At 75.5% G+C, this 25,230-nt stretch carries 23 protein-coding genes; 14 read left to right on the forward strand and 9 right to left on the reverse strand.

The window, feature by feature from the left end; genetic code table 11:
- Positions 1-98 precede the first annotated feature (98 nt).
- On the reverse strand, positions 99-290 hold the full coding sequence (gene rpmB, locus ABZ493_RS10370) for a 50S ribosomal protein L28 (protein WP_069984843.1): 192 nt from the start codon (positions 288-290) through the stop codon (positions 99-101).
- Positions 291-447: 157 nt separating this feature from the next.
- On the opposite strand from rpmB, the gene ABZ493_RS10375 reads away from it, so the two are divergent.
- Genes ABZ493_RS10375 through rsmD form a run of 4 tightly spaced genes read left to right on the forward strand, consistent with a single transcriptional unit; the run spans position 448 to position 6,133 of the window.
- Positions 448-2,211 carry a DAK2 domain-containing protein gene (locus ABZ493_RS10375; RefSeq protein WP_430582088.1) on the forward strand — a complete coding sequence of 588 codons (1,764 nt, stop codon included), beginning with the start codon at positions 448-450 and terminating at the stop codon, positions 2,209-2,211.
- On the forward strand, positions 2,208-4,466 hold the full coding sequence (locus tag ABZ493_RS10380) for an ATP-dependent DNA helicase RecG (protein WP_430582089.1): 2,259 nt from the start codon (positions 2,208-2,210) through the stop codon (positions 4,464-4,466). Before ABZ493_RS10375 ends, ABZ493_RS10380 begins: the two co-directional genes overlap by 4 nt.
- Positions 4,467-4,496: 30 nt before the next feature.
- Positions 4,497-5,501 (forward strand): endonuclease/exonuclease/phosphatase family protein, encoded by a 1,005-nt coding sequence (locus ABZ493_RS10385; protein ID WP_430582090.1) that lies wholly within the window; start codon positions 4,497-4,499, stop codon positions 5,499-5,501.
- A 23-nt stretch (positions 5,502-5,524) separates the two neighbouring features.
- Complete coding sequence (gene rsmD, locus ABZ493_RS10390) at positions 5,525-6,133, forward strand: 16S rRNA (guanine(966)-N(2))-methyltransferase RsmD (RefSeq protein ID WP_430582091.1); 609 nt, start codon at positions 5,525-5,527, stop codon at positions 6,131-6,133.
- Here rsmD and ABZ493_RS10395 read toward each other — a convergent pair.
- Positions 6,091-6,885, reverse strand: a complete 795-nt coding sequence (locus tag ABZ493_RS10395; protein WP_430582092.1) for a GNAT family N-acetyltransferase — start codon at positions 6,883-6,885, stop codon at positions 6,091-6,093. The two genes, rsmD and ABZ493_RS10395, sit on opposite strands and share 43 nt — an antisense overlap.
- A gap of 70 nt (positions 6,886-6,955) precedes the next feature.
- On the opposite strand from ABZ493_RS10395, the gene coaD reads away from it, so the two are divergent.
- The 6 genes from coaD to mutM all read left to right on the forward strand — a co-directional run bounded on the left by coaD (position 6,956) and on the right by mutM (position 10,718).
- A complete protein-coding gene (gene coaD / locus ABZ493_RS10400; RefSeq protein WP_430582093.1) occupies positions 6,956-7,441 on the forward strand; it encodes a pantetheine-phosphate adenylyltransferase in 486 nt (161 codons plus the stop codon).
- Positions 7,442-7,508: 67 nt separating this feature from the next.
- Positions 7,509-8,078, forward strand: coding sequence for a hypothetical protein (locus ABZ493_RS10405; RefSeq protein ID WP_430582094.1), 570 nt, complete (start codon positions 7,509-7,511; stop codon positions 8,076-8,078).
- A gap of 182 nt (positions 8,079-8,260) precedes the next feature.
- Complete coding sequence (locus ABZ493_RS10410) at positions 8,261-8,812, forward strand: DUF177 domain-containing protein (protein WP_430582095.1); 552 nt, start codon at positions 8,261-8,263, stop codon at positions 8,810-8,812.
- 2 nt (positions 8,813-8,814) lie between these two features.
- Positions 8,815-9,009 (forward strand): 50S ribosomal protein L32, encoded by a 195-nt coding sequence (gene rpmF, locus ABZ493_RS10415; protein ID WP_079574722.1) that lies wholly within the window; start codon positions 8,815-8,817, stop codon positions 9,007-9,009.
- Position 9,010: 1 nt separating this feature from the next.
- Positions 9,011-9,772, forward strand: a complete 762-nt coding sequence (gene rnc, locus ABZ493_RS10420) for a ribonuclease III (RefSeq protein ID WP_430582096.1) — start codon at positions 9,011-9,013, stop codon at positions 9,770-9,772.
- The gene (gene mutM, locus ABZ493_RS10425; protein ID WP_430582097.1) at positions 9,765-10,718 is read left to right on the forward strand and encodes a bifunctional DNA-formamidopyrimidine glycosylase/DNA-(apurinic or apyrimidinic site) lyase; all 954 of its coding nucleotides are present in this window, start codon (positions 9,765-9,767) and stop codon (positions 10,716-10,718) included. Before rnc ends, mutM begins: the two co-directional genes overlap by 8 nt.
- A gap of 21 nt (positions 10,719-10,739) precedes the next feature.
- Here the strand turns inward: mutM and ABZ493_RS10430 are convergent, their stop codons facing one another.
- Positions 10,740-11,678, reverse strand: coding sequence for an NAD(P)-dependent oxidoreductase (locus ABZ493_RS10430; RefSeq protein WP_430582098.1), 939 nt, complete (start codon positions 11,676-11,678; stop codon positions 10,740-10,742).
- A gap of 137 nt (positions 11,679-11,815) precedes the next feature.
- On the opposite strand from ABZ493_RS10430, the gene ABZ493_RS10435 reads away from it, so the two are divergent.
- From ABZ493_RS10435 to ABZ493_RS10450, 4 genes are read left to right on the forward strand one after another with little or no spacing between them, the layout of a single operon-like run.
- The gene (locus tag ABZ493_RS10435) at positions 11,816-13,309 is read left to right on the forward strand and encodes an APC family permease (protein WP_430582099.1); all 1,494 of its coding nucleotides are present in this window, start codon (positions 11,816-11,818) and stop codon (positions 13,307-13,309) included.
- 1 nt (position 13,310) lies between these two features.
- On the forward strand, positions 13,311-13,823 hold the full coding sequence (locus ABZ493_RS10440; protein WP_430582100.1) for a hypothetical protein: 513 nt from the start codon (positions 13,311-13,313) through the stop codon (positions 13,821-13,823).
- On the forward strand, positions 13,820-15,187 hold the full coding sequence (locus tag ABZ493_RS10445; RefSeq protein WP_430582101.1) for a dipeptidase: 1,368 nt from the start codon (positions 13,820-13,822) through the stop codon (positions 15,185-15,187). The genes ABZ493_RS10440 and ABZ493_RS10445 overlap by 4 nt, the downstream gene beginning before the upstream one ends.
- Positions 15,184-16,806, forward strand: a complete 1,623-nt coding sequence (locus ABZ493_RS10450) for an NAD(P)/FAD-dependent oxidoreductase (protein ID WP_430582102.1) — start codon at positions 15,184-15,186, stop codon at positions 16,804-16,806. Before ABZ493_RS10445 ends, ABZ493_RS10450 begins: the two co-directional genes overlap by 4 nt.
- Here the strand turns inward: ABZ493_RS10450 and ABZ493_RS10455 are convergent.
- The 6 genes from ABZ493_RS10455 to ABZ493_RS10480 form a co-directional block, all read right to left on the reverse strand.
- Entirely contained in the window at positions 16,803-17,618 is an 816-nt protein-coding gene (locus ABZ493_RS10455; protein WP_430582103.1) for an ABC transporter permease, read from the reverse strand. The genes ABZ493_RS10450 and ABZ493_RS10455 overlap by 4 nt on opposite strands.
- Entirely contained in the window at positions 17,615-18,532 is a 918-nt protein-coding gene (locus ABZ493_RS10460; protein WP_430582104.1) for an ATP-binding cassette domain-containing protein, read from the reverse strand. Before ABZ493_RS10460 ends, ABZ493_RS10455 begins: the two co-directional genes overlap by 4 nt.
- A gap of 66 nt (positions 18,533-18,598) precedes the next feature.
- Positions 18,599-20,347 (reverse strand): thiol reductant ABC exporter subunit CydC, encoded by a 1,749-nt coding sequence (gene cydC / locus ABZ493_RS10465; RefSeq protein ID WP_430582105.1) that lies wholly within the window; start codon positions 20,345-20,347, stop codon positions 18,599-18,601.
- Complete coding sequence (gene cydD, locus ABZ493_RS10470) at positions 20,344-22,143, reverse strand: thiol reductant ABC exporter subunit CydD (protein WP_430582106.1); 1,800 nt, start codon at positions 22,141-22,143, stop codon at positions 20,344-20,346. Before cydD ends, cydC begins: the two co-directional genes overlap by 4 nt.
- A gap of 52 nt (positions 22,144-22,195) precedes the next feature.
- Positions 22,196-23,245: a cytochrome d ubiquinol oxidase subunit II gene (gene cydB / locus ABZ493_RS10475; protein ID WP_430582107.1), complete on the reverse strand. Its 1,050-nt coding sequence runs from the start codon at positions 23,243-23,245 to the stop codon at positions 22,196-22,198.
- Between the two features lie 43 nt (positions 23,246-23,288).
- On the reverse strand, positions 23,289-24,788 hold the full coding sequence (locus ABZ493_RS10480) for a cytochrome ubiquinol oxidase subunit I (protein WP_430582108.1): 1,500 nt from the start codon (positions 24,786-24,788) through the stop codon (positions 23,289-23,291).
- Positions 24,789-25,230: the final 442 nt, after the last annotated feature.

The raw sequence follows: 25,230 nt of genomic DNA on the forward strand, positions 1-25,230 counted from the left end.
GGTGCGGCCCTGTGAGGGGACGCCGAGACGCCCGCCGGGAAGATCCCGACGGGCGTCTCGTGAAGCGTCATGCACCGGGCGCGCCCGGTGCCGCAGGCTCAGGCCTGGCGCGTGACCTTGCCCGCCTTGAGGCAGGACGTGCAGACGTTCACACGCTTGGGGGTGCCCGCGACCACGGCACGGACGCGCTGGATGTTCGGGTTCCAGCGGCGCTTCGTGCGGATGTGGGAGTGCGAGATGCTGTGCCCGAAGCCCGGGCCCTTGCCGCAGACGTCGCAGTTGGCAGCCACGGTCTCTCCTGAATCGTCGTGACACGACCCGCGCCAGGGCAGCAGGGCGTGAAGCTTGGTGGTTGGGGGAGCCCGGAACTGGCCGGGCAACCACACGAGGATAGCCGATCACGGGAGTGCCCCTCAACGTGGGGTGTCTCACCGCTACGGTGGGGGCGTGCACCAGCCCGAGCTCCTCGACGCCATCGTCGTCCGTGCCTGGCTGAGCACCGCCGCCCGCGCGCTGGCCGAGGCCCGCGCCGAGATCGACCGCGTGAACGTCTTCCCGGTGGCCGACGGCGACACCGGCACCAACATGTATCTCACCGTCCGCGACGCCGCGGCAGCCGTCCGCACCGCGCCGTCCGAGGCCGGCGGAGGGCGCCTGCTGCGGCTCGCCGCGCGGGCCGCGCTGCTCGGCGCCCGGGGGAACTCGGGGGTGATCCTCAGCGAGTGGCTGCGCGGTCTCACGCTCGCGGCCACGCGCGGCGACAGCCTCGCCATCGCGCTCGACGTCGCCGCCCGCACTGCGCGCCACGCGGTCGCGCACCCCGCGCCCGGCACGATCCTCACGGCCGCGGAGTCGGCCGCGGCGGCCGCCCGGCACGCCGAGGCCGGCGGGATGGTCGGCCCGGCCGGCGCCCCGGCACGGCTGTCCACGACCGACGCCGCGTGCCGCGGCGCGCGGGAGGCGGCCCTGCGCAGCGTGGGGGCGCTGGAGCCGTTGCGCGCCGCGGGCGTGCTCGACGCCGGCGCCTGCGGGCTCGTCCTGGTGCTGCGGTCCCTGGCGGCGGCGCAGCGGGCGGTCTCCGCCGGGGAGCTGGAGGGCGTGTCGGAGGCGGACGGCAGCATCGGCCCCGTGCTGCTGGATCTCGACCTGCGCGGCCACGCCGCCCCCGCCGCCCGTGCCGCGGGCCACGCCGCGCCGGGGGGCGCCCCGGGAACGGACTTCGGCGCGCCGGTGGCGGACCGGCAGCGCCACGCGCAGGAGCACGACCACGAGCACGACCACGCGCACGGCGGCGACCCGACCGACGACGTCGAGCTCATGTTCGTGCTGGAGCGCTCCGCCTCCGCGGCGAGCTTCAGCCCCGGCGCGGTGGCGGACGCGCTGCGGGCGGACCTGGACGACGTGGGGAGCTCGGTCGTCGTGGTGGGCGGAGCGGCCGACGGCTCGGGTGGCACCGACGACACCGACAGGTCGCTCTGGCAGGCTCACGTCCACACCGCCGACCTCGACGCGGCGCTGGGCGTGGCACGGCGCTGGGCCTCGCGTGGCGCGGTGTCGCGGGTGTCCGTGCGCCACCTCGCCGTGCCGCCCGACCGGTGGGCGGTGGTCGTCACCACGGCGGCGCCGGCACTGGCCGCCGAGCTCGCGCGCGGCGGCGCCGTGGTGGTGCTGGACCTGGACGTGCCGCCCACGGCCGACGACCTCGCCGCCGCGGCCCGCGGGGCGGGCGCCCCGCGGGTGCTCGTCCTGGCGCCCGAGCCGCTGCAGGTGGCCTCCGACGGCGCGGACGACGGCGCCGCACCCGCGGACGGCCCGGACGAGGTGCCCGAGATCGTGCGGGTCGTCGCGCCGGGGGACGTCCACCTCGTGGCGGGGATGTCGGCGCTGGCCGCTGTGCTCGACGACCCGCGAGAGCTGGACGCGGGTGTCCCGGCCGCCGTCGGCGCCGTGGTCGCCGGGCTGCGCGTCGGTGGCGGGCCGGCCGTCACGGTGGGCGCGATCGTCAAGCGGCTCGTGGCGGGCGCCCCCACCGCGATCGTCACGCTGCTGCCCGACGACGACGTGCCCGACTCCACGGTCGAGGTGCTCGCGGCGCGGGCGGCCGCCGTCTCCGACGGCGCGGACGTCGTGGTGATGCGCACCGGCCGCCCCGGGGACCACGTGGCGATCGGCGTCGAGCCGCTCGTGGACGACGCCGAGGGGTCCGCATGACCGGGCGCGAGGGCGAGACGCTGGCCAAGGTGCTGGGGGCGCGCAGCGCGGGCCCGCTGGACAAGCTGGGGCTGACCACGGTCGGGGACCTGCTGCGGCACTACCCGCGCCGGTACGGCGACCCCGGCACGCTCACGGACATGGACCGGCTGGCGCTCGGCGAGCACGTCACGGTGATGGCGCGGGTGGCGCGCGCGACGGTCCGGACGATGCGCTCGCGCGCGGGTGCCATGCTCCAGGCGACCGTGACGGACGGCCGGCACGAGCTGGCGCTGACGTTCTTCGCCAAGCGTGCCGGCGCGCTGCGGCCGCACGAGGACAAGCTGCGGCCGGGGCGCGTGGGGCTGTTCACGGGGGTGGTGAGCGAGTACCGCGGCACCCGCCAGCTCACCCACCCGGACTACGTCCTCGTGGGCGTCGACGCGGACGACGCCGAGGAGGCGATGTTCGAGGCGAGCCGCCCCATCCCCATCTACCCCGCGTCGTCGTCGGTGCCCTCCTGGCGCATCCAGCGGGCCGTGCGCACGGTCCTCGACCCGCTGACCGAGGCGGACGTCGAGGACCCGGTGCCCGACGAGGTCCGGGCGCGGCACGGGCTGCCGAGCCGGCTCGACGCCCTGCGCGCGATCCACCATCCCGTGGACCAGCGGGCGTGGCAGCAGGCACGGCACCGGTTCCGCTTCGAGGAGGCGTTCGTGCTGCAGGCCGCGCTCGCGCAGCGCCGGGCGCACGCCGCCGAGCAGGAGGCGACGGCGCGCCCGCTGCGGGCGGAGGGGGAGGCGAGCCTGCTCGCCGACTTCGACGCGGGCCTGCCGTTCACGCTGACGGACGGGCAGCGATCGGTCGGCGAGGACCTGGCGCACGAGCTCGCGCAGGCGCGCCCCATGCAGCGCCTGCTGCAGGGCGAGGTGGGCTCCGGCAAGACGGTCGTGGCGCTGCGGGCGATGCTGCAGGTGGTCGACGCCGGCGGCCAGGCCGCGCTGCTCGCGCCCACCGAGGTGCTCGCGGCGCAGCACGCCCGCACGCTGCGACAGCTCCTGGGGTCGCTCGCCGAGGGCGGGCTGCTGGGGGGCGCGGCCCACGGCACCCGGGTGGCGCTGCTCACCGGCTCGCTCGGTGCGGCCGCCCGCAAGGAGGCGCTGCTGCAGGCGGCGAGCGGCGAGGCGGGGATCGTCGTGGGCACGCACGCCCTGCTGGGCGACCAGGTGCAGTTCGCCGACCTGGGCCTCGTCGTCGTCGACGAGCAGCACCGGTTCGGCGTCGAGCAGCGCGACGCGCTGCGCGCCAAGGGGCGCGTCGCTCCGCACGTCCTGGTGATGACGGCCACGCCCATCCCGCGCACGGTCGCGATGACGGTGTTCGGCGACCTGGAGACGTCGTCGCTCACGCAGGTGCCCGCCGGGCGGGCCGGCATCACGTCGCACGTCGTGCCCGCCGGCAACCCGCGGTGGATGGAGCGCACCTGGTCGCGCGTGCGCGAGGAGGTCGACAAGGGGCACCGCGCGTACGTCGTGTGCCCACGGATCGACCCCGACGAGGACCTCCCCGCGGGCGGCGGCGCCGCGGCCAAGGACTTCGACGACGTCCCCGACCTGCTCGAGCTCATGGACGGCGACGCCGCCGGGGCGAGCGACCGCCCGCCGCTGCGCGCGGTGCTCGAGGTGGCGGACATGCTGCGCGAGACGCCCGCGCTCGCGGGCCTCGACGTCGGCGTGCTGCACGGTCAGATGGCGCCCGCGGACAAGGAGTCCGCGATGGCGCGCTTCGCGGCCGGCGAGCTGCAGGTGCTCGTCTCCACCACGGTGATCGAGGTGGGCGTGGACGTGCCCGACGCCACGGTGATGGTCGTCTTCGACGCCGACCGGTTCGGCCTGTCCCAGCTCCACCAGCTGCGCGGCCGCGTCGGGCGCGGCTCCGCGCCGGGGCTGTGCCTCCTGGTCTCCACGGCGCAGCCCGGCACGCCCGCCGCGACCCGGGTCGAGGCGCTCGCGGAGACCACCGACGGCTTCCGGCTCGCCACCCTGGACCTCGAGCTGCGCTCCGAGGGCGACGTGCTCGGGGCCGCCCAGTCCGGGCGCTCCAGCTCGCTGCGGCTGCTGCGGGTCGTCCAGGACGCCGACCTCATCGCGGACGCGCGGCGCGAGGCCACCGCCGTCGTCGACGCCGACCTCGAGCTGGGCTCCCACCCGGAGCTGCGCGCGGCGATCGAGGCACAGCTCGACGACGAGCAGGAAGAGTTCCTCGAGCGGGCCTGAGCAGCCTCCCGCCCCGCTAGCATCCGGCTCGTGCGCGATCACGTGAGGCACGCGGTGCCCTCGGACCGACGGCCTGGCACCGTGTGGCGGCGGGGGCGGGTCCTCGCCGCGCTCGCGGCGGCGGTGACGCTCCTCCTGGCCGGGCACCGATGGTTGCCCGACGTCGGGGGCCTGGGCAGCCTGGTCGCGACGTTCCTGCCCTGGCTGGGGCTGGCCGTGCCGGTGGTGCTCGTCGGCGCGGTGGTGCGCCGTTCGGCGACGGCCGCGACTGCGGCGGCCGTCCTCGCCGCGACCTGGGTGGCGGTGTGCGTCCCGCCGCCCGGCGGCGCCCCGGGCCCGGACGGTGGTGCGGACGAGGCGTCCCGCGGTGGCGGGAGGCTCGTCGTCGTGCAGCACAACGTCGGCGACACCAACGCGGACCCCGCGGCCACGGCCGCCGTCCTGCTCGCGGCGGCGCCCGACGTCGTCACGCTCGTCGAGGTGACCCCGCCGCTCGCCGCCGCCTTCACCGAGGCCTTCGGGGACGAGCTGCCGCACCGGGCGCTGCAGGGGACGGTCGGGGTGTGGTCGCGACACCCGCTGGACGCGGCGGAACCGGTCGACCTGCGACCCGTGGGGGTCGACCCGTCCTGGGACCGGGGCCTTCGTGTCACGGTGGACGGCCCGGCCCCCGGGGGCGTGCGGCTGTACGCGGTGCACCTGCCGTCCGTGCGACTGGGCGTCACAGGGCTGGGCACCGCGGCGCGCGACGAGAGCATCGCCCGGCTGGGGGCCGAGCTGGCCGCCGACGAGACCCCGGTCGTGCTGGTGGCGGGCGACCTGAACACGGCCCTCGACGACCGGGCGCTCTCCCCGGTCACGGCCGAGGTGACCGGCCTGCGGCAGGTCTTCGGGTTCACGTTCCCCGCGGCCGCTCCGGTCGTCCGGATCGATCACGTCCTCGCCCGCGGGGCGAGCGTCGAGCGGGTGGCGCCCCTCGGGCGGACGGCGAGCGACCACCTGCCCGTCGTGGCCGAGGTCGCGCTGCCGGGGTGAGCGGGGCGGATACGCTCGGCGCCATGACGAGGATCGTGGCCGGCCGGTTCGGCGGGCGCTCGCTGCAGGTGCCGCCGAAGGGCACACGCCCCACCAGCGACCGGGTCCGCGAGGCGATCTTCTCCCGGCTGGACCACCTCGACGTGCTGGACGGCGCGCGGGTGCTCGACCTGTACGCGGGCTCCGGCGCGCTCGGGCTCGAGGCCGCGAGCCGCGGCGCCGCCGACGTCGTCCTGGTCGACGCGAACCGGCGCGCGGCGGACGTCGCCCGCCGCAACGTGGCGGCGCTGGGGCTGTCGCGGGAGGTGCGCGTCGTCGCCGACTCCGCGGAGCGGTTCGCGGCGGGCGTCGTCCCGGCGTCCGGCGGTGGGTCCGGCGGTGCGCACGGGTACGACGTCGTCTTCCTCGACCCGCCCTACGACCTCGCCGAGGACGGCCTCGCGACCGTCCTCGCCCACCTCGCCGCGCCCGGGGTGCTGGCCGCGGGCGCCGTCGTCGTGGTGGAGCGGTCCACCCGCAGCCCCGAGCCGACCTGGCCCGCGGGCCTGGAGGCGTTCGCCCGCAAGGACTACGGGGAGACGGCGGTGCACTACGCGGAGCCGGTCGGGCCCGACGGCCCGGACGGGGCGTAGCGCTCCGCGCCCTCCAGGACCGCGACGGGCACGGCCGCCAGCGCCACGGCGTCGGCGGGGTCGACCGTCGGGACCCGGTCAGACGCCGCCGCGTCGAGAAGGCGGCGCGTCGCCGCGTCGCCCACCATCGTGCCCTCGCACTCGAGGAGGTGCTCCGCGAGGAAGCGGCGCACCGGGTCCGCGGGCACGGACGTCGGGGACCGCCCGGCCGGCGCGCCGTCGGCGTCGAGCGCGACGAGCAGCATGGCCGGGACCCGCGGCGAGCCCGGCCCGCGCATGCCGGGCTGGAAGTAGGGCAGCGCGAGCACGCGCGCGCCGTGGCGGGCGTAGAAGCGCAGCCGGGCGGCGGGGTCGCCGTGCCGGGCGTGGGCGGCATGATGGGCCGGGTGCTCGACCTCGGCCAGCACGACCGCCGGACCCAGGGCCGCGCGCCAGGCCGCGAGCGACCGGTCCAGGAGCAGGCCGCCCAGGCCGCCGCCGCGCCCGCCCGGCGCGATCGCGAGGTAGTCGACCAGCAGCACGCGGGTGCCCGGCGACCACGAGGCGACGATCCCCGCCGTGACCCGACCGCCCCGCTCGACGCCGTGCGCCGTCTGCGCACCGGAGCGGCAGCCTTCGCGCAGGTCCTCGAACGTCGTCAGCTCCTCGGGCGGGAACGACGGCGCCAGGACGTCGTGCCACAGCGACGCGAGCTGCGCCCCCGACCTCAGGGGCACCACGTCGGGCGCGGGGCTCAGGGGCTCCGGGCTCATGCCTCATGGTGTCCCGACGGGCCCGGCCGCGCTCCCCGGGATCGGCACCCCGCTGTACTAGCGTGACGGCGTGAGCATCGCCGTCTGCCCCGGGTCGTTCGACCCGATCACGCTCGGCCACCTCGACATCGTGCGGCGCGCGCGCCGGATGTTCGACGTCGTGGTGGTCGGGGTGGCCCGGAACGCCGCCAAGAACGCGCTGCTCGGCCCCGAGGAGCGGGTGGGGCTGGCCCGGGCGGCGCTCGCGGCCGACCCCGAGACCGCGGACGTGCGGGTCGAGGTGGTGCCGGGGCTGCTCGTCGACTTCTGTCGCGAGCTCGGGGCGGTCGCGGTGGTCAAGGGCCTGCGCGGCGGGGCGGACTTCGACGCCGAGCTGCCGATGGCCCTCATGAACCGGCACCTGACCGGGGTCGAGACGGTCTTCGTGCCGGGGGAGCAGCGGTACGCGCACGTGGCGTCGTCGCTGGTCAAGGACGTGGCCCGGTATGGCGGGCCGTTCGACGACCTGGTGCCGGACGGCGTCGCGGACGCCGTGCGCGCGGCCCTGGGCCGATGAGCCGGACGACGGAGCAGCACAGCAGCAGGGCGAGCAGCACGGCACGCAGCACGGCAAGGAGCAGGGGATGAGCGAGACGACCGAGACCACGACCGGGAGCGGCCAGGGGGACAACCCCGCCGGCGGGCTGCTGGACATCCTGGAGGACCTGGCGGCGCTGGTCGAGAACGCGCGCTCCGTGCCGCTGTCGACCAACGTGAAGCTGGACCGCGACCAGGCGCTCGCGCTGGTCGACGAGCTGCGCGACGCGTTGCCCACCCAGGTGGCCCGCGCCGACGAGGTGCTCGCCTCCGCCCGCGACACCCTGGACGACGCGCACCGCCAGGCGGAGGAGATCGTGGCGGCCGCCCGCGCCCGCGCGATCGAGCTGGTGCAGTCCGAGCAGGTCGTGGTGCAGGCGCAGTCGCGCGCGGCGGAAGTCGTCGCGGAGGCGGAGGCCCGGGCGGCGGCGCTGCGGGCGGACGCGGACGCGTACTGCGACGGGCGCCTGGCCGACTTCCAGCAGGACCTCGACGCCCTGTCGAACCAGGTGCGCGCCGGGCGGGAGAAGCTGGCCGAGCGCCTCGAGCAGGGGTCGCCGCGGGTGCGGTGGGACGCCGTCGCCGACCCGCGCTGGCCGCAGGAGCGGCGCTCCTGACCTGCGCGGTCGGTCGTCGCACAGCGTGAGAGGCGCGTCACTCCCGGGCGTGCTGCACGGCGGCGCCAGGATGGCCTAGACTAGGTCGCTGGCCCGAGTCCGGGCCGAACTCCCTTCCCGCCCGTCGGGTCCACCCCTGTTCATCGGAGCCTGCCATCGCCACCGCGAAGCCCTCGCCGCTCGTGCTCGACACGCACGAGCTGTCTCGGCGACCCGGTTCGATGGAGGAGGTCGCGCGCGTCGTGCCCGCTCCTGCGGACATGGGGACCGCCGTCATCGGCGTGCCCGAGGGCGACGACCTCACCCTGGGCCTCCGCCTGGAGTCGGTCATGGAGGGGGTGCTGGTGTCCGGCGTCGTGCGCGGCACGGCGGTGGGGGAGTGCGTGCGCTGCCTCGACCCGGTCTCCCAGCAGGTGACGGTGCGCGTGCAGGAGCTCTTCGCCTACCCCGAGAGGGCGCAGGCGGCGGAGGAGTCCGGCGACGAGGACGCCGAGGACGAGCCGGTCCTGGTCGACGACCAGGCCGACATCGAGCCGGCGGTTCGGGATTCCCTCGTGACTGCACTACCATTTCAACCGCTGTGCCGTCCGGACTGCCCCGGCCTGTGCTCCGTCTGCGGAGCGCGGCTGGCGGACGACCCGGACCACCATCACGACGTTGTCGACCCCCGGTGGTCGGCGCTGCAGACCATGCTCGAGGATTCGAGCGTGTCCGACGAGACGAAAGAGAGCTAGCCGTGGCTGTTCCGAAGCGCAAGATGTCGCGCAGCAACACCCGTGCGCGCCGTTCGCAGTGGAAGACCACCGCGGCGGTTCTCACGACGTGCCCGAGCTGCAAGGGGCAGAAGCTGTCCCACGCCGCGTGCCCCACCTGCGGTGCCTACAAGGGCCGCCAGTACGCCGAGGCGCTGCGCACCGAGCACGCGGGCTGACATGCCTGCATCCGGCAACCGGCCCCGGCCGGAGCCGACCGCTCTTCTCGAGAAGCTCGGGGTCCACCTGGACCCCGAGCTTCTCGTGCTTGCACTGACGCACCGGTCGTTCGCGCACGAGGCCGGGGGCATCCCGACCAACGAGCGGCTCGAGTTCCTGGGCGACACCGTGCTGGGGCTGGTCGTGACGGAGGCGCTGTACCGGCGCCACCCCGACCAGTCCGAGGGCGAGCTGGCGAAGATGCGCGCGGCGACGGTGTCGCAGCGCGCCCTGGCCGCGATCGCGCGCCGCCTCGACCTGGGTGGCTACGTGCTGCTCGGCAAGGGTGAGCTCCGCACCCGCGGCTTCGACAAGGACTCGATCCTGTCCGACACGGTGGAGGCGCTGATCGGCGCCACCTACCTGTCCCACGGCCTGGAGCCGGCGCGCGAGCTGGTGCACCGCCTCGTGGACACGACGCTCGACGCCGCCGCGGGCCTGGGCGCCGGGCTCGACTGGAAGACGTCGCTGCAGGAGGCCGCCGCGGTCCGCGGCTTCGGCGCCCCGGTGTACGAGGTCACGGGCGAGGGCCCCGAGCACGCACGCGTCTTCCACGCGCAGGTGACCGCCGGCCCGGTGCTGGGCCTTGGCACCGGCTCCGCGAAGAAGCACGCCGAGCAGGCCGCCGCCGAGGAGGCGTACCGCGCCCTGCAGCAGCTCCCGGTGCCCGGCGCCGTCCCGAGCAGCACCGCCGACGCGACGGGCGACGCCGCCGGTGCCTGAGCTCCCCGAGGTCGAGACCGTCCGCGACGGTCTCGACCGACTGGTGGTGGGCGCCGTCGTGCGCGACGTCGAGTTGTTCCGCGACTACTCCGTGCGGCGGCACGACGGCGGCCCCGCGGGGTTCGCCGACCAGCTGCGCGGCCGGCGCCTGGCCGCCGCGGTGCGCCGCGGCAAGTTCCTCTGGCTGCCGCTCGAGGACGAAGGGCCCGGCGCGTCAGGCCCGGACGGCGCGGCCCCCGCGGCCGCGCTGCTCGCGCACCTCGGCATGTCCGGCCAGCTCCTGGTGCGCGACCCCGCCGTCGCGGGCGACTGGGCGCACCCGCACCTGCGCGCCCGCCTGCATCTCGCCGGGGCCCCGAGCGGCGCCGAGTACCTCGACTTCGTCGACCAGCGCACGTTCGGCCACCTGTCCGTCGTGGACCTGGAGCCGACGTCCGACGGCGCACCCGGAGGCCTGGGCAGCGACCTGCCCGCGGTCCCGGAGCCGGTGGCGCACATCGGGCGCGACCCGCTGGACCCGGCGTTCGACGCCGACGCGGTAGTCGCCGCGGTCCGGCGGCGGCGCACCGGGATCAAGCGGGCGCTGCTCGACCAGACGCTGCTGTCCGGCGTCGGCAACATCTACGCGGACGAGGCGCTGTGGCGCGCCCGCCTGCACTTCGCCCGCGCGACCGACCGGCTGCGGCCGGTGGAGGTGCGCCGCGCCCTCGACGCCGCCGCCGAGGTGATGGCCGAGTCGCTGGAGCAGGGCGGCACGAGCTTCGACGCGCTGTACGTCAACGTCAACGGCGAGTCCGGGTACTTCGCGCGCGGCCTCGCCGCCTACGGTCGCGCGGGCGAGCCGTGCCCCCGCTGCGGCGCCCCGATCCGCCGCGACGCGTTCATGAACCGCTCGTCGTACACCTGCCCGGTCTGCCAGCCGCGGCCGCGGAACGGCCGCTGGTAGACGGCCGCTCCGACCGAGGGCTCAGCGCGCGACGACGTTCCGTAGGCCTGTCGCGCCGTCGGACAGCCAGGCCCGCACCTGCTCGGTGACGAAACCGGCCGCGCCCTGCGGCCTCCCGCCCGCGACGTGCGGCGTCAGGACGAGGTGCGGGGCGTCCCACAGCGGCGAGTCCTCGGGCAGGGGCTCGGTCTCGGTGACGTCCAGCGCGGCGCCGGCGATCGTGCCGTCGCGGAGGGCGGCGACCAGCGCCTCCTCGTCGACGGTGGCCCCGCGGCCGGCGTTGACGAACCGGGCGTGCGCGGGCAGCAGGCCGAGCACCCGGGCGTCGAGCGCGTGGTGCGTCGCCTCCGTCGCGGGCAGCAGGGAGATGAGCACGTCGGTCGTGGGCGCGACCTCGTCGATCGACGCCACCACCGGGAAGCCGTACCGCTCGCCCGCCGACGACGCGACACCGGTCACGCGCGCCCCGAGCGCCGCCAGCAGCGGGGCGAGGACGGCGGCGATGGAGCCGAAGCCCCAGATCGTGACCCGGGCGCCGTGCAGCGTGAACTGCGACTCGTGGTTCGCCTGCTCCTTGCCGAGCTCGCGGTCCCAGCGGCGCTCGTGCTGGGCCTCGAGCGTGCGGTCGAGGCGCCGCACGGAGGCGAGGACGAGCGCGAGCGTGTGCTCGGCGACGGTCGCGTCGTGCAGGGAACGCCCCGAGGAGATGACGACGTCGGGCGCGAACCCGGCGGCGATCGCCTGGTCGGGGCCGGCGTTGAGGGTCTGCACCCAGCGCAGGTTCGGCATCCGGCGCGCGGCGTCCTCCAGGACCCGCTGCGGGCTGGACCAGGTGACCAGGGCGTCGGCGTCCGCGTGCTCCTGCGGCACCGGGTCGCGCATCACGTAGTGCGCCACCTCCACCCCCGGGACGTCGATCGTCAGGTCGAAGGGCACGTTGCCGGGCACGAGGAGCTTCACGCCTCGCGACGCTATCAGCCTGCCGGCGGGTGGTGCCGGGGTGGTTCAGTGCCGTTCGCCGTGCGGCCCGTGACCTGCCCTCTTATCGTGCGAGAGGCCGGCGTCCGCCGGATGGGCAGAGTGTCGAGGAGGTCGGCATGACGACGTCGGGGACGGGGACGGCGCCGCCGACCCGCGAGCACGTGCGGCAGGCCATGACGGCACGCACGCCGCGCAACTACGTCACCTGGATCACGCTCGCGTTCATGATCACCTCGTCCGTGGCGAGCCTGCGCGCCGCGCCGACGATGGCGGTCTACGGGCTCGCGGCGGTCTTCCTGTACGTGGTGCCGGCGCTGGTCTTCCTGCTGCCGACGTCGCTGGTCTCGGCGGAGCTGGCGTCCGGCTGGTCGGGCGGCGTGTACCGGTGGGTGGCGGAGGGGCTGTCCAAGCCGCTCGGCTTCCTGGCCGTGTGGTGCCAGTTCGCGATGACGATCTTCTACTACCCGAGCCTGCTCGGGTACGTGGCCAGCACGTTCGCGTACGTCATCAACCCGGCCCTGGCGTCCAACGGCGTGTACGTGGCGATCGTCATCGTCGTCATCTACTGGGCCGGCGTGTGGGTGTCGTCGCAGGGCACCAAGACGGTGGCGGGGCTGTCCAGCGCGGGGCTGATCATCGGCACGCTCATCCCGGCGGCCATCCTCGTCGTCCTGGGCATCGTGTTCCTCGGGCAGGGCAACCAGTCGGCCGCGCCGATGGATTCGAGCCACCTTCTGCCGCAGTGGACCGGCATCGCGTCCCTCGTGCTCATCGTCAACAACTTCCTGTCGTACGCGGGCATGGAGATGAACTCGGTGCACGTGAACACGCTGCGCAACCCGGGCAAGGAGTTCCCGCGCGCGATGTTCCTGGCGATCGGGCTGGTGCTGGTGATCTTCATCCTCCCGGCGGTCGCGATCAGCTGGGTGATCCCGGCCGACCAGCTCTCCCTGACCGCGGGCGTCATGCAGGCGTTCGACGCGTTCTTCGCCAACTTCGGGGTCTCGTGGCTGACGCCGATCCTCGGCCTCATGCTCATCGCGGCCTCGATCGGCGGCATGCTCACCTGGCTCGCCGGGCCGTCGAAGGGGCTGCTGACGGTGGCCCGCGAGGAGGGCTACATGCCGCCCTTCCTGCAGCGGCTGAACAAGAACGGCGTGCAGCAGAACATCCTCGTGGCGCAGGGCGTGTTCACCACGGTCATCGCGCTGCTGTACGCGTTCATCCCCGACGTCTCCAGCGCGTACTGGATCCTGTCGGTGATCACCACGCAGGTGTACCTGATCATGTACCTCCTGCTGTTCGTGGCGGCGATGCGGCTGCGGCGCACCGCGCCCGACCACCCCCGCGGCTACCGCGCCCCGGCCCTCGGCGTGCTGTGCGTGGTCGGCTTCCTCGCCTCGGTGGCCGCGCTGATCATCGGCTTCGTGCCGCCGGCGCAGTTCTCCAGCGGCTCGGTGGGGACGTACATCCTCATCGTCGGTGGCGGGCTCGGCATCATCGGCCTGCTGATCCCGTGGCTGTTCCTGAGACTGCGCAAGCCGTCGTGGCGGCAGCCGGAGGACCCCGCGGACGCCGCGACGGGCGCCCCGACGGACGAGGGGGAGTGACATGACCACCACGACGTCGTCACCGGGGACGGAGCCGGGCGCGCCGGTACGGCGCCGCTGGATCACGTACACGGCCGCCGCCGTCCTGATCCTGGTGCTCGGCGCGATCATGATGATCCAGTTCGCGGGCTACCAGGACCGGCAGGACGAGCGCGAGGCGGAGGAGAAGGCCGCGACGCTGCACGCCGCGTTCGCGGACATCGGCATCACCGCCTTCTCCGAGGAGACCATCGCCCGCGTGCTCGGGTCCGACGGCGGCGGCTTCTGCACCGACCCGGCCGCGCTCGTGGACGCCACCGCGAACCTCGGGTCCGCCAACGGCGCCGCCGGGCCGGGCCTGCGGCCCTCCGTGCTCGACGAGCGTCGCCTCGAGGGCGACCGGCTCGTGATCGAGACCTACTGCCCCGACCAGCTCGACGAGTTCGACGCCTATGTCGACTCGTTGAACCTGGACGACACCACCACCCAGCCCGGCTCGGGATCGACGGGCGCCGACGACCAGGAGGACTCATGACCACCGCCCCCGACGTCGCGGCCGTGCGCGCCGCCGTCGCGCCGCTGCTGCCGCGCGCGCTCGACGACCTGCGCACCCTGGTCGCCATCCCGTCCGTCGCGGACGAGCGGCTCTTCCCGCGCGAGGAGTGCGAGCGCGCGGCGCAGTGGGTGGTCGACGCGTTCCGCGCCGAGGGCATCGACGACGCCCGCCGCGAGCGCACCCCGGACGGCTCGGACGTCGTCGTCGGGTACCGGCCGGGCCCGCCCGGCGCCCCGACCGTGCTCCTGTACGCCCACTACGACGTGCAGCCGCCGCTCGACGACGCCGCCTGGACCACGCCCCCGTTCGAGCTCACGGAGCGCGACGGGCGGCTCTACGGCCGCGGCGCGGCGGACTGCAAGGGCAACGTCGTCACCCACCTCACGGCGCTGCGAGCGCTGCGATCGCTCGTGGGCGACGACCTGCCGGTGGGCGTGCGCATCGTGATCGAGGGCTCGGAGGAGCAGGGCACCGGCGGCCTCGACGGATGGGTGGAGGCGAACCCGGGCGCCCTCGCCGCGGACGCGATGCTCATCCAGGACACCGGCAACGCGACGCTCGGCCTGCCCACGCTCACCGTGTCGCTGCGCGGCGCGACGAACCTCGTGGTCCGGGTCGAGGCCCTGGAGGGGGAGATCCACTCCGGCATGTTCGGCGGCGCCGCGCCCGACGCCCTCGCGGCGCTGGTCGCGCTCCTGGCCTCGCTGCGCGACGCCGAGGGGAACACGACGATCGACGGCGTGGACTCCCACGGCACCTGGCCGGGCGTCGGGTACGACACCGACCAGTTCCGCGCCGACGCGGGCGCGCTACCGGGCACGCGGCTGCTCGGCGACGGCACCGTGGCCGACATGCTCTGGGCCCGCCCCGTCGTGACGATCCTCGGCATCGACGCGCCGTCCGTGGTCGGGTCGGCCGTCGCGATCCAGCCGCGCGCCGCGGCCCGCCTCAACCTGCGCGTGCCGCCCGGCGCGGACTCGCGCGACCTGCAGGACAAGCTGGCGGCGCACCTCGAGGCGCACGCGCCGTGGGGCGTGCGCGTCACCGTCGAGCGCGGCACCCCCGGGCAACCGTTCGCCGCCCGCACCGACGGGCACGTCTTCGAGACGCTGTCCACGGCGCTCGCGGACGCCTACGGCCGGGCCACCGTGACCGCCGGGCAGGGCGGGTCCATCCCGCTGTGCAACATCCTCGCGAGCCAGTACCCCGACGCCGCGATCGTGCTGCTCGGCGTCGAGGAGCCGGCCTGCCTCATCCACGCGCCGAACGAGAGCGTCCACCCGAGCGAGATCGAGAACCTCGCGGTCGGCGAGGCGCTGTTCCTGGCCCGCCTCGGCGCATGACGACCCGCCCGGCCGCCACCCGCTACGACGCCGTCGTGGTGGGCGGCGGGCACAACGGGCTGACGGCAGCCGCGTACCTGGGGCGGGCGGGGCGCAGCGTGCTGGTGCTCGAACGCCTCGACCACGTCGGCGGGGCGGCGGTGTCGGCGCGGGTGTTCCCGGGCGTCGACGCGCGGCTGTCGCGTTACTCCTACCTGGTCTCGCTCCTGCCGCGCCGGATCGTCGAGGAGCTGGGTCTGCCCGTGATCCTGCGCCGCCGCCGGTACTCCTCGTACACGCCGGTGGGGGACGCCGGCCTGCTCGTCGACACCGGGGACGACGCGGCGACCCGCGCGTCGTTCGCGGCGATCGGCGCGGAGCGCGACCATGCCGCATGGCAGCGCTGGTACGCGGCCACCGGCCGCCTGGCGCGCCGGCTCTTCCCGACGCTCACCGAGCCGCTGCCGTCGCGGGCCGAGGCCCGCACCCTCGTGGACGACGCCGCCACCTGGCGCGACCTCGTCGAGCGGCCGCTGGGGGAGGCGCTGCGCGAGCGCTTCGCCTCCGACGTCGTGCGGGGCGTCGTCGCCACCGACGGGCTGATCGGCACGTTCGCCGACCTCGACGAGGGCTCGCTGGCGCAGAACCGCTGCTACCTCTACCACGTGATCGGCGGCGGCACCGGCGACTGGGACGTGCCGGTGGGTGGCATGGGCGCCGTGTCCGGCGCGCTGCGGGCCGCGGCCCTCGCCGCCGGCGCCACGGTCGTGACGCGGGCGGAGGTGTCCGCCATCGCCCCCGGGACGCCCGGCGACGCCCGGGTCGCCTGGACCGACGACGACGGCCGGGACCACGACGTCGCGGCGGGCGTGGTGCTGTGCTGCGCGGCTCCCGACACGCTCGACCGCTTGCTGGCGGCGACCGGGGCTGCGCCGTCGGGCCGCGCCCCGGCGCACCCGCCCGAGGGGGCGCAGCTCAAGGTGAACCTGCTGCTGCGTCGGCTGCCGCGGCTGCGGGACGGCGTCGACCCGGCCGCAGCGTTCGGCGGCACGTTCCACGTCAACGAGTCGGCCGCGCAGCTCGGGGCCGCGTACGCGCAGGCCGCGTCGGGGCAGGTCCCCGACGTGCCGCCGTGCGAGATCTACTGCCACTCGCTCACCGACCCGAGCATCCTCGGGCCGGAGCTGCGCGCGTCGGGTGCCCAGACCCTCACGCTGTTCGGCCTGCACATGCCGGCACGGCTGTTCCGCGGTGACGCCGCCACCCAGGACGCCGGTCATGACGCCGCACGGCAGCGGGCGCTGGCGGCCACGCTCGCGTCTCTGGACTCCGTCCTCGCCGAGCCGCTCGAGGACCTCCTGCTGCGCGACGCCGACGGGCGGCCGTGCGTCGAGGCTCGCACGCCCGTGGACCTGGAGGGTGACGTCGGACTGCCGGGCGGGCACATCTTCCACCGCGACCTGTCGTGGCCGTGGGCACCGGACGGCGACGAGGCCGGCCTCGACCGCCCGGGCTCCTGGGGCGTGGAGACCGCGCACCCGTGCGTGCTGCTGGCCGGCGCGGGTGCGCGGCGCGGCGGGGGAGTGAGCGGCGTCCCCGGCCGCGCCGCGGCGATGTCCGTCCTGGGGACCGGCGGCTAACGGATCTCCGTCCGCAGCAGCCCGCGGAGGCCGAACGCCAGCGGGACGCCGACCCACAGCAGCGTCGACGTGCCCAGCTGCGCCCAGGCCTCGCCCGTCACCTGCGGGGCGGCGAAGGCCTGCAGCGTCGTGGCGAGGTCGAGCCAGAGCCCGTGCGCGGCCCACCAGGCCACGTACGACCCGGCGATCGCGGACAGCATCGGCACGATGAGCACGAAGCCGAGGTACGCGACCAGCGCGGGCGCCGACGAGCGGATCAGGACGCCGAGCGCGAAGCCCACCGCCGCGGACAGCACGGTGATCAGCAGGAACCGCCCCGCCTGCTCGGCGGTGAGGTCCCACGCCGCGGGCACGTCGTGCAGCGCGCTCCCGACGACGATCCCGGCGGCGGCCACGGCGACCCCCACGGCGGCGACCGCGAGCGTGACGAGCAGCACCGCCAGAGCCTTCGCGGCGACCACGCGCCCACGCCGCGGCACCAGCGCGAACGTGGTCAGCGCGCCCCGCTGGCTCCACTCGCCGGTGACCGCGAGCACGGCGACCATCGGCACCAGCAGCTGCAGGGGCATCACCTGGACGGAGACGAAGGACCCGAACGACGCCGTGGCATTGACCCCCCACAGCGTGCCCAACCCGATGATGCCGAGCACCACGAGCGCGATCGTGACGAGCAGCCAGGCGCCGGCGCGCGTGTCCCGGAGCTTGCGGAGCTCGACCCCGACCAGCCGGCCCAGCGGCGGCGCCGTCGTGCCGCGGAGTGTCGGGAGGCCGGCGGCCCCGGCGGGACGGGCGGGGGTGTCGACGGCGGTCATGCGGCGGCTCCGGTGCTCGCGCGCGGGGTGTCGCGCTGGGTGTCGGTGGTGAGGGCCAGGAAGGTCTCCTCGAGGCTGGCGCCGTCGCCGGCGCGGAGCTCGGTGACGGCGATCCCGGCGGCGAAGGCCGCGGCGCCCGCGGCGTCGAGGCCGGCGTCGGTGGTCACCGCGCCGTCGGCGGTGGGCGCGGCGGTGAACCCGGCGCCGGTCAGCGCGGCGGCGAGCGCGGCGGGGTCGGCGGCACGCACGAGCGTGCCGTGCCCGGCGAGCAGCTCGTCCTTGGTGCCCTGCGCCACCACGCGGCCGTCGCCGATGACGACGATGTCGTCCGCGATCATCTGGATCTCCGCGAGCAGGTGCGACGACAGCAGCACCGTGCCGCCGTCGTCGGCGAACCCGCGCAGCAGGTCGCGCATCCAGCGGATGCCGGCGGGGTCGAGGCCGTTGGCCGGCTCGTCGAGCACGAGCACCTGGGGCTCGCCGAGGAGGGCGGTCGCGACGCCGAGGCGCTGGCGCATCCCGAGGGAGTAGTCGCGCACGCGCCGGTGTGCCTCCGCCTCGGTGAGCGAGACGAGGTCGAGAGCCGCGTCCACGCGCGTCGCGGGCAGGCCGAGGGTGCGTTGCGCGAGCGTCAGCGTCTCGAGCCCGGTGCGGCCGCCGTGCTGGGCCGACGCGTCGAGCAGCACGCCGACGTCGAGCCCCGGGTTCGGCAGGTCGCCGTACCGGCGGCCGAGCACCCGCGCGCTGCCCGACGTCGGCTCGGCGAGGCCGACCAGGATGCGCAGCGTCGTGGACTTGCCGGCGCCGTTGGGCCCCAGGAAGCCCGTCACCCGCCCGGGGGCGGCCGTGAACGACGCGTCGTCGACGGCCGCGAAGCCGCCATACCGCTTGGTGAGGGACTCGATGGTGATCACCATCGGACGCTAGCCGCGCTCCGTGCCCCGGGGCGTCATCCCTGGGGTGGACGTCGACGGGCGGGGTCAGCCGACGGGAGGACCCGCGAGCGCGCCCTCCTGCCCCGCGGCCCACGCGTAGTCCGGAGCGTCGCGCAGCAGGGCGTCGTGCGGGCCGCGCGCGACCACGCGGGCCGTCCCGGCCCCGTCCGCGCCGAGCAGCAGCACCTCGTCGGCGCCGGCGAGCGGCGTCAGGCGGTGCGACGCGACGACGACCGCGCGCCCGGTGGCGCGGGCGTGCGCCGCGAGCGTGGCGACGAGCGCGTCGGCGGTGGCTGCGTCGAGGTGCTCGGCGGGCTCGTCGACCAGCAGCACGCGGGCCGGGGCGAGCAGGGCCCGGGCGATCAGGAGCCGCCGGCGCTCGCCGCCGGAGACGTCGGCGCCGTCCGGGCCGAGCATCGCGTCCAGCCCCTCGGGCAGGGCGGCGAGCCACCCGTCCAGGCCGACGGCGGTGAGCGTGTCGCGCGCGTCGTCGGCGGTCACGTCGGGCCGCGCGACGCGGAGGTTCTCCAGCACGGTGGTGCCGAACAGGTGCCCGTCCTCGGCCACGAACAGCGCGCCGCCGTCGCCCACGCCGACGGTCCCTGCGCGCGGGGGGAGCAGGCTCGCCGCCGTGAGCAGCAGCGTCGTCTTGCCGACCCCGGACGGTCCGGCCAGGGCGACGACGGAGCCAGGCCGCAGCGTCAGGTCGACGCCCTGCACGACCGTGCGGTCGGCCCAGCCGGCGTCGACGCCGCCGAGCTCCAGCAGCGTGCCGGACGCCGGTCGCGCGCCGGTGAGCTGTGCGTCCGACGGGTCCGGGCCGTCCTCGGGGAGGAGATCGACGAGCCGCCGCGCGGCCTCCCGCGACCGGCGCAGCTGGACGGCGGCGGCGGGCAGCGTCGACGTCGCCTCGAAGACGGCGAGCGGCGTGAGCACCACGACGGCCAGCTCGACGGGCGTCAGCGTGCCCGCCGCGACGGCGGGGAGCCCGAGCAGCAGCGAGCACAGCACGGCGAGGGTCTGCGCCCCCGCGTCGATCGCGGCCGACGTGCCGGAGATGCGCGCGCCGTCGTCGGTGGAGCGGGTGAGCCGCGCGTCCGCGGCCCGCAGGCCCGCCAGCCTTCCGTCGAGCCGGCCGGCGACGCGCAGCTGCTGACCGTCCTCCAGCAGCTCGAGCGCGCGCCCGGTGACCTCGGCCCGTGCGGCGGCGCCACGGCGCTCGACCGACGCGGCCGCGCGGGACGCCAGCCACGGCGCCAGGACGCCCGTGAGCAGCAGGCACCCGAGCAGGGTGGCCCCCGCGGCGGGCAGGAACGCCCCCACGAGGACCACGGAGCCGAGCCCCACGCACGCCGCCACCCCGGCCGGGATCAGCGCCCGGACGACGACGTCGCCGACGTCGTCGACGTCGGCGCCCACGCGGGCGAGGAGGTCGCCGCGGCGCAGGGCGATCACCCGCGTCACGGGCCCGCGGGCCAGCGCGTCGTAGAGGTTGGCCCGCAGGGCGGCCATGCCGCGCAGGGCGACGTCGTGGGACGCGAGCCGCTCGAGGTAGCGCAGCACGCCGCGCCCGGTGCCGAAGGCCCGCACGGCCACGACCGCGACCGAGAGCTGCAGCACCGGCGGCATCTGCGACGCGCGGGCGATGAGCCACGCCGCCGCGGCGGCCAGGCCCACCGAGAAGCCGAGCGCCAGCGTGCCGAGCGCGACGGCGCGGGCCACGCGGCTCCAGCGCACCTCGAGCATCGGCAGCACGCGGCGCAGCGGGTCGGCGGCGCCCCAGGGGCGGCTCACGACGCCACCGCCCCGGCCGGGCCGACCGCGTCGACCGGGCGCGCCGCGACGTCCACGACCTGGTCGGCGAGCGCCAGCAGCGACGCCCGGTGCGCGACGACGACGACGGTGCGCCCGGCATCGCGCCAGGCGCGCACGGTGTCGAGCACGACCTGCTCGCCGCGGGCGTCGAGGTGCGCGGTGGGCTCGTCGAGCAGCACGAGGGGCGGGGGAGCGCCGTCATCGGGAAGCCTGCCCGAGGCCTCGCCGTCGAGCAGCGCGGCCGCGAGTGCCACGCGCTGCCGCTGGCCCACGCTGAGGCCGGTGCCGCCGAGACCGACCGGGGTGTCCCACCCCTGCGGCAGCGTCGCGACGACGTCGTCCAGGCCGGTGGTGCGCGCGGCCGCCGCCAGGACGGCGTCGGGCACGGGGCGGCCGTCGGTGACGGCGTCGCGCACGGTGCCGGGGGCCAGGGTGGGGCGCTGGGGCACCCAGGTGACCTGGGACCACCAGGTCGCGGGGTCGACGTCGGCCAGGTCCACGGGGCCCACATCGACAGGAGACTCGCCGACGTCCTCCGCGACAGGCTCGACCAGCACCCGGCCCTCGTCGGGGCGCAGCAGGCCCAGCAGGACGAGCGCGGTCGTCGACTTGCCCGCGCCGCTGGGGCCGCGCAGCGCGACGACGCGCCCGCCGCCGGGACGGCCCGTGCCGAGCGGCACCCGGGCCGTGAGGCCGGCCGGGGCGAGCACGCCGCGGTCGCCGGCGCGCACGCCGACGCCGTCGAGCACGAGGGTCGCCCCGGCGAGGGCGGGCGCGGGCCTGGTGCCCGCGGCCGGGGCCGGCCGCTCGAGGAGGGTGAAGGCCCGCTCGGCGGCGGCGAGTCCGTCGGTGGACGCGTGGAACTCGGCGCCGACGCGGCGCAGCGGCAGATAGACCTCGGGCGCGAGCACGAGCACGGCGATGGCGGGCACCAGGGCGATCATCCCCTCGACGAGGCGCAGGCCGACGCCGACGGCGACGATCGCGACCGACAGCGTGGTGAGCAGCTCCAGCACCATCCCGGACAGGAACGCGATCCGCAGCGTGCCCATCGTGGCGCGCCGCGACGCGTCGCCGAGGGCGCGCACGCGGGCGCCGGGGCCGATCTCGCGGCCGAAGGCGCGCAGCGTCGGCAGCCCGGCCAGCAGGTCGAGCACCTGCGACCCCAGGCGCTCGATGGTGCGCAGCCGGCGCTCGGAGGCGCCGGCGGTCATGACGCCGACCAGCCACATGAACAGCGGGACGAGCGGCAGCGTCACGACGCAGATGAGCGCGGAGACCCAGTCCAGCCCGAGGACGACCAGGACGAGCGCCGGGGTGAGGATCGCCGTCAGGAGCAGCTGCGGCAGGTAGCGCACGAGGTACGGGCCCAGGTCGTCCAGGCCGCGCGTGGCGAGCGTCGCCGTGGCGGCGGCTCCGTCGCCGTCGCCGCCGGCCGGCCGCGGGCCCAGCGCCACGGAGTGCGCCACGACCTGTTCGCGCAGCTCGGCCACGACGTCGGCCGCCGCCTTCTGCGCGTAGCGCTCCTGCGCCCACGCGATCGCGGCTCGCGCGACGAGCGCGCCCACCAGGGCGCCGAGCCACGGCGCGACGTCGGCCACCGCCAGCGGCGAGCCGTCGCTGCCCGCCGTCACGGCCGGGCCGAGGGAGTGCGCGATCGCGAAGGCCTGGAGCACGACGGCGCCGGCGGCGGCGACGCCCAGCGCGGCGGTCAGGGCGACGTACCACCGGGCCGCGCGGGCGCGCTGCAGCAGGCGCGGGTCGAGGGGCTTCACGGGAGCAGGCCAGGGGTCGGCACAGGCGTCAGTATCGACGACGGGGCGCGGGTCAGAACGCCGCGTCCTTGATCTTCTGCCACGACAGCCCGGCCGGGGCGGGGATGTCCTTGCTGGAGAGGCGCCGGCGGAAGATCCAGTACGTCCACGCCTGGTAGGCGATGACGAGCGGCGTGAGCACCACCGCCACCCACGACATCACGGTGAGCGTGTACGGCGTGGAGGAGGCCTCCGCGACCGTGAGCGCCTCGCCGCCGTCGAGGGCGGGGATGACGTCGGGGTACATGGAGCCGAAGATCAGCACGACGGCGCCGGCGATGGCGACGGCGGAGAGGGTGAAGGCCCAGCCCTCCCGCCGCGCCCGCGCGGCCACGACCACGCCGACGAGGGCGAGCGCGGCGACCGCGACGACCGCCCAGGTCCAGGTGACCGAGTAGGCGACCTGCGCCCAGACCGCCCAGCCGCCGGCGACGACGAGCGCCACGACCGACAGCACGGAGGCCAGCCGCCCGGCCCGCTCCCGCACGTCGCCGTCGGTCTTGAGGGCCACGAACACGCTGCCGTGCAGGAGGAAGAGCACCAGCGTCGTGAGGCCGCCGAGCAGGGCGAACGGGTTGAGCAGCGCCCAGAACCCGCCCACGTACTGGTGGTCGGCGTCGAGCAGCAGCCCGCGCACGAGGTTGCCGAACGCCACGCCCCACATGATCGAGGGGATCCACGAGCCGAACTGGATGGCGACGTCGCAGCGTCGCGCCCAGCGGGCGTCGGAGATCTTGCCGCGGTACTCGAACGCGACGCCGCGGGCGATGAGGCCCAGCAGGATGATCAGCAGCGGCAGGTAGAAGCCGGAGAACATCGTGGCGTACCACTCGGGGAAGGCGGCGAAGGTGGCGCCGCCCGCGGTGAGCAGCCACACCTCGTTGCCGTCCCACACCGGGCCGATCGTGTTGATCAGCACGCGGCGCTCCTTGTCGCGCTGCTCCCTGCCGCCGCGCGGCAGGATCGACAGCAGCATGCCGACGCCGAAGTCGAAGCCCTCGAGCACGAGGTAGCCGGTCCACAGGACGGCGATGATGACGAACCAGAGGATCGCGAGGTCCATGGGTCTCCCAGTCTCGGTCTCTATGCCTGCTACGCGATGGCGCTCAGTACGCGAAGGACAGCGGGCGGTCGGCGTCGTCGGGGTCCTGCGCCTCCGGCGACTCGTCGCGGACGACGTCCGGCACGCCCTCGACCGTGTACCGGTGCATGAGGCGATACCAGACGACGGCGAGCACCGCGTAGACCAGCGTGAGGACGATCATCGAGGTGAGGATCACGCCCGCCGGCACCGCCGTGGACACGCCGCGCTCGGTGAGCAGCCGCACCTGGTCGATGCCCGTCGGGTTGGGCGCCACCACCCAGGGCTGGCGGCCCACCTCCGTGAAGATCCACCCGAACGAGCAGGCGAGGAACGGCATCGGGATCGCGAGGATGCCGAGCCGCCCGAGCCAGACGTTGTCGCTCACCCTGCCTCTGCGGGTGGCCCACAGCGCGGTGAGGGCCAGCGCGAGCGAGAACACGGCGAGCCCGATCATGAGCCGGAACGACCAGTAGGTGATCGCCAGGTGCGGGGTGTAGGTGACGGGATCGCCTGATGCGGTGGTGTCGCCGTACCGCTCGGTGTACTGCTCCTGCACGTCGTAGACGCCCGGCAGGTAGGACTCGGGGCCGGAGAAGTGGCCGGTGCCGAGGAAGCTGGTGACGCCCGGCACGGAGATGAGGTGGTCGACGTCCTCGCAGCCGGCGTACAGGGGCCCGATCGCCAGGATCGAGAACTCCGCGCCCTCGGTGCCCTCGCACAGCGCCTCGGCCGACGACATCTTGCCGGGCTGCTGCTCGTACATGAGCTTGCCCTGGAGGTCGCCCGACCAGATCACGCCGGCGCCGGCGATGATCATGGTCCACACGCCGACGAGCACCGCGGGCCGGTAGACGGTGCGCGCCTTCTCGACGTTCTCCGGCTTCTTGCTGCGCACGAGCCGCACCATCCACCAGGTGGCGATGCCGCACACGAAGGTTCCGGCGGTGAGGAACGCCGCCGTGATCGTGTGCGGGAAGGCGGCCCACAGCGTGTTGTTGGTCAGCACGGCGCCGATGGACTCCATCTCGGCGCGGCCCGTCTCCTCGTTGTAGATCGTGCCGACCGGGTGCTGCATCCAGGAGTTCGCGGCGAGGATGAAGAACGCCGAGAGGTTGGTCGCGAGCGCGAACAACCAGATCGCCGCGAGGTGCACCTTCTTCGACACGCGGTCCCAGCCGAAGATCCACAGGCCGAGGAAGACGGACTCGACGAAGAACGCCGCCAGGGCCTCCATCGCGAGCGGCGCGCCGAAGACGTCGCCGACGAAGCGGGAGTACTCGCTCCACGCCATCCCGAACTGGAACTCCTGCCAGATGCCGGTGACCACACCGAGCGCGAAGTTGATGAGCAGGAGCTTGCCGAAGAACTTGGTCAGCCGGAGCCAGCGCTCCTTCTTGGTGACGACCCACGCGGTCTGCATCCCGGCGACCAGCGGGGCGAGACCGATGGTCAGCGGGACGAAGATGAAGTGGTAGACGGTCGTGATGGCGAACTGCCAGCGGGCCAGTGCGAGGGCGTCCACGGGGTTCTCCTTGCTCGTTCGTCCGACCGGTCTCTCGACCGTAGGACCACCGGTGTGCGGGCGCACGACCAGCGCGGTCGTCGTCACGGGACGGGGTTCGTGAAGACTTTCACGATCTAAGTAGTGAAGGTCTTCACAAGTCAAGCCGGGGCGAGTCGAGTCCGCGACCTGCGGCGTCGGGTCACGCGGCGGGGCGCGCAGGATGCGATACTGGTCCGAAGCCGCACGGGCCCACATCCCGGGCGGCCCACGAGCTCGCAGCACTCGCGATCCGCACGCGATGCCGCCGCCAGGCACGAGGCCGGGCGGCGCGTCCGCGAAGAACGCGGTGCCGCAGCCGGAACCGAGACTTCCGTCGGCCGGCGCGCTGAGCGGCGCGCCCGTCCGACGACGACCACCGGTGGTCCGCACATGTGGGGGCGGGACCGCCGGAGCTGGAGCG

Source organism: Isoptericola sp. NPDC019482 (assembly GCF_040632295.1).
In the GTDB taxonomy this organism is placed as follows: domain Bacteria; phylum Actinomycetota; class Actinomycetes; order Actinomycetales; family Cellulomonadaceae; genus Isoptericola.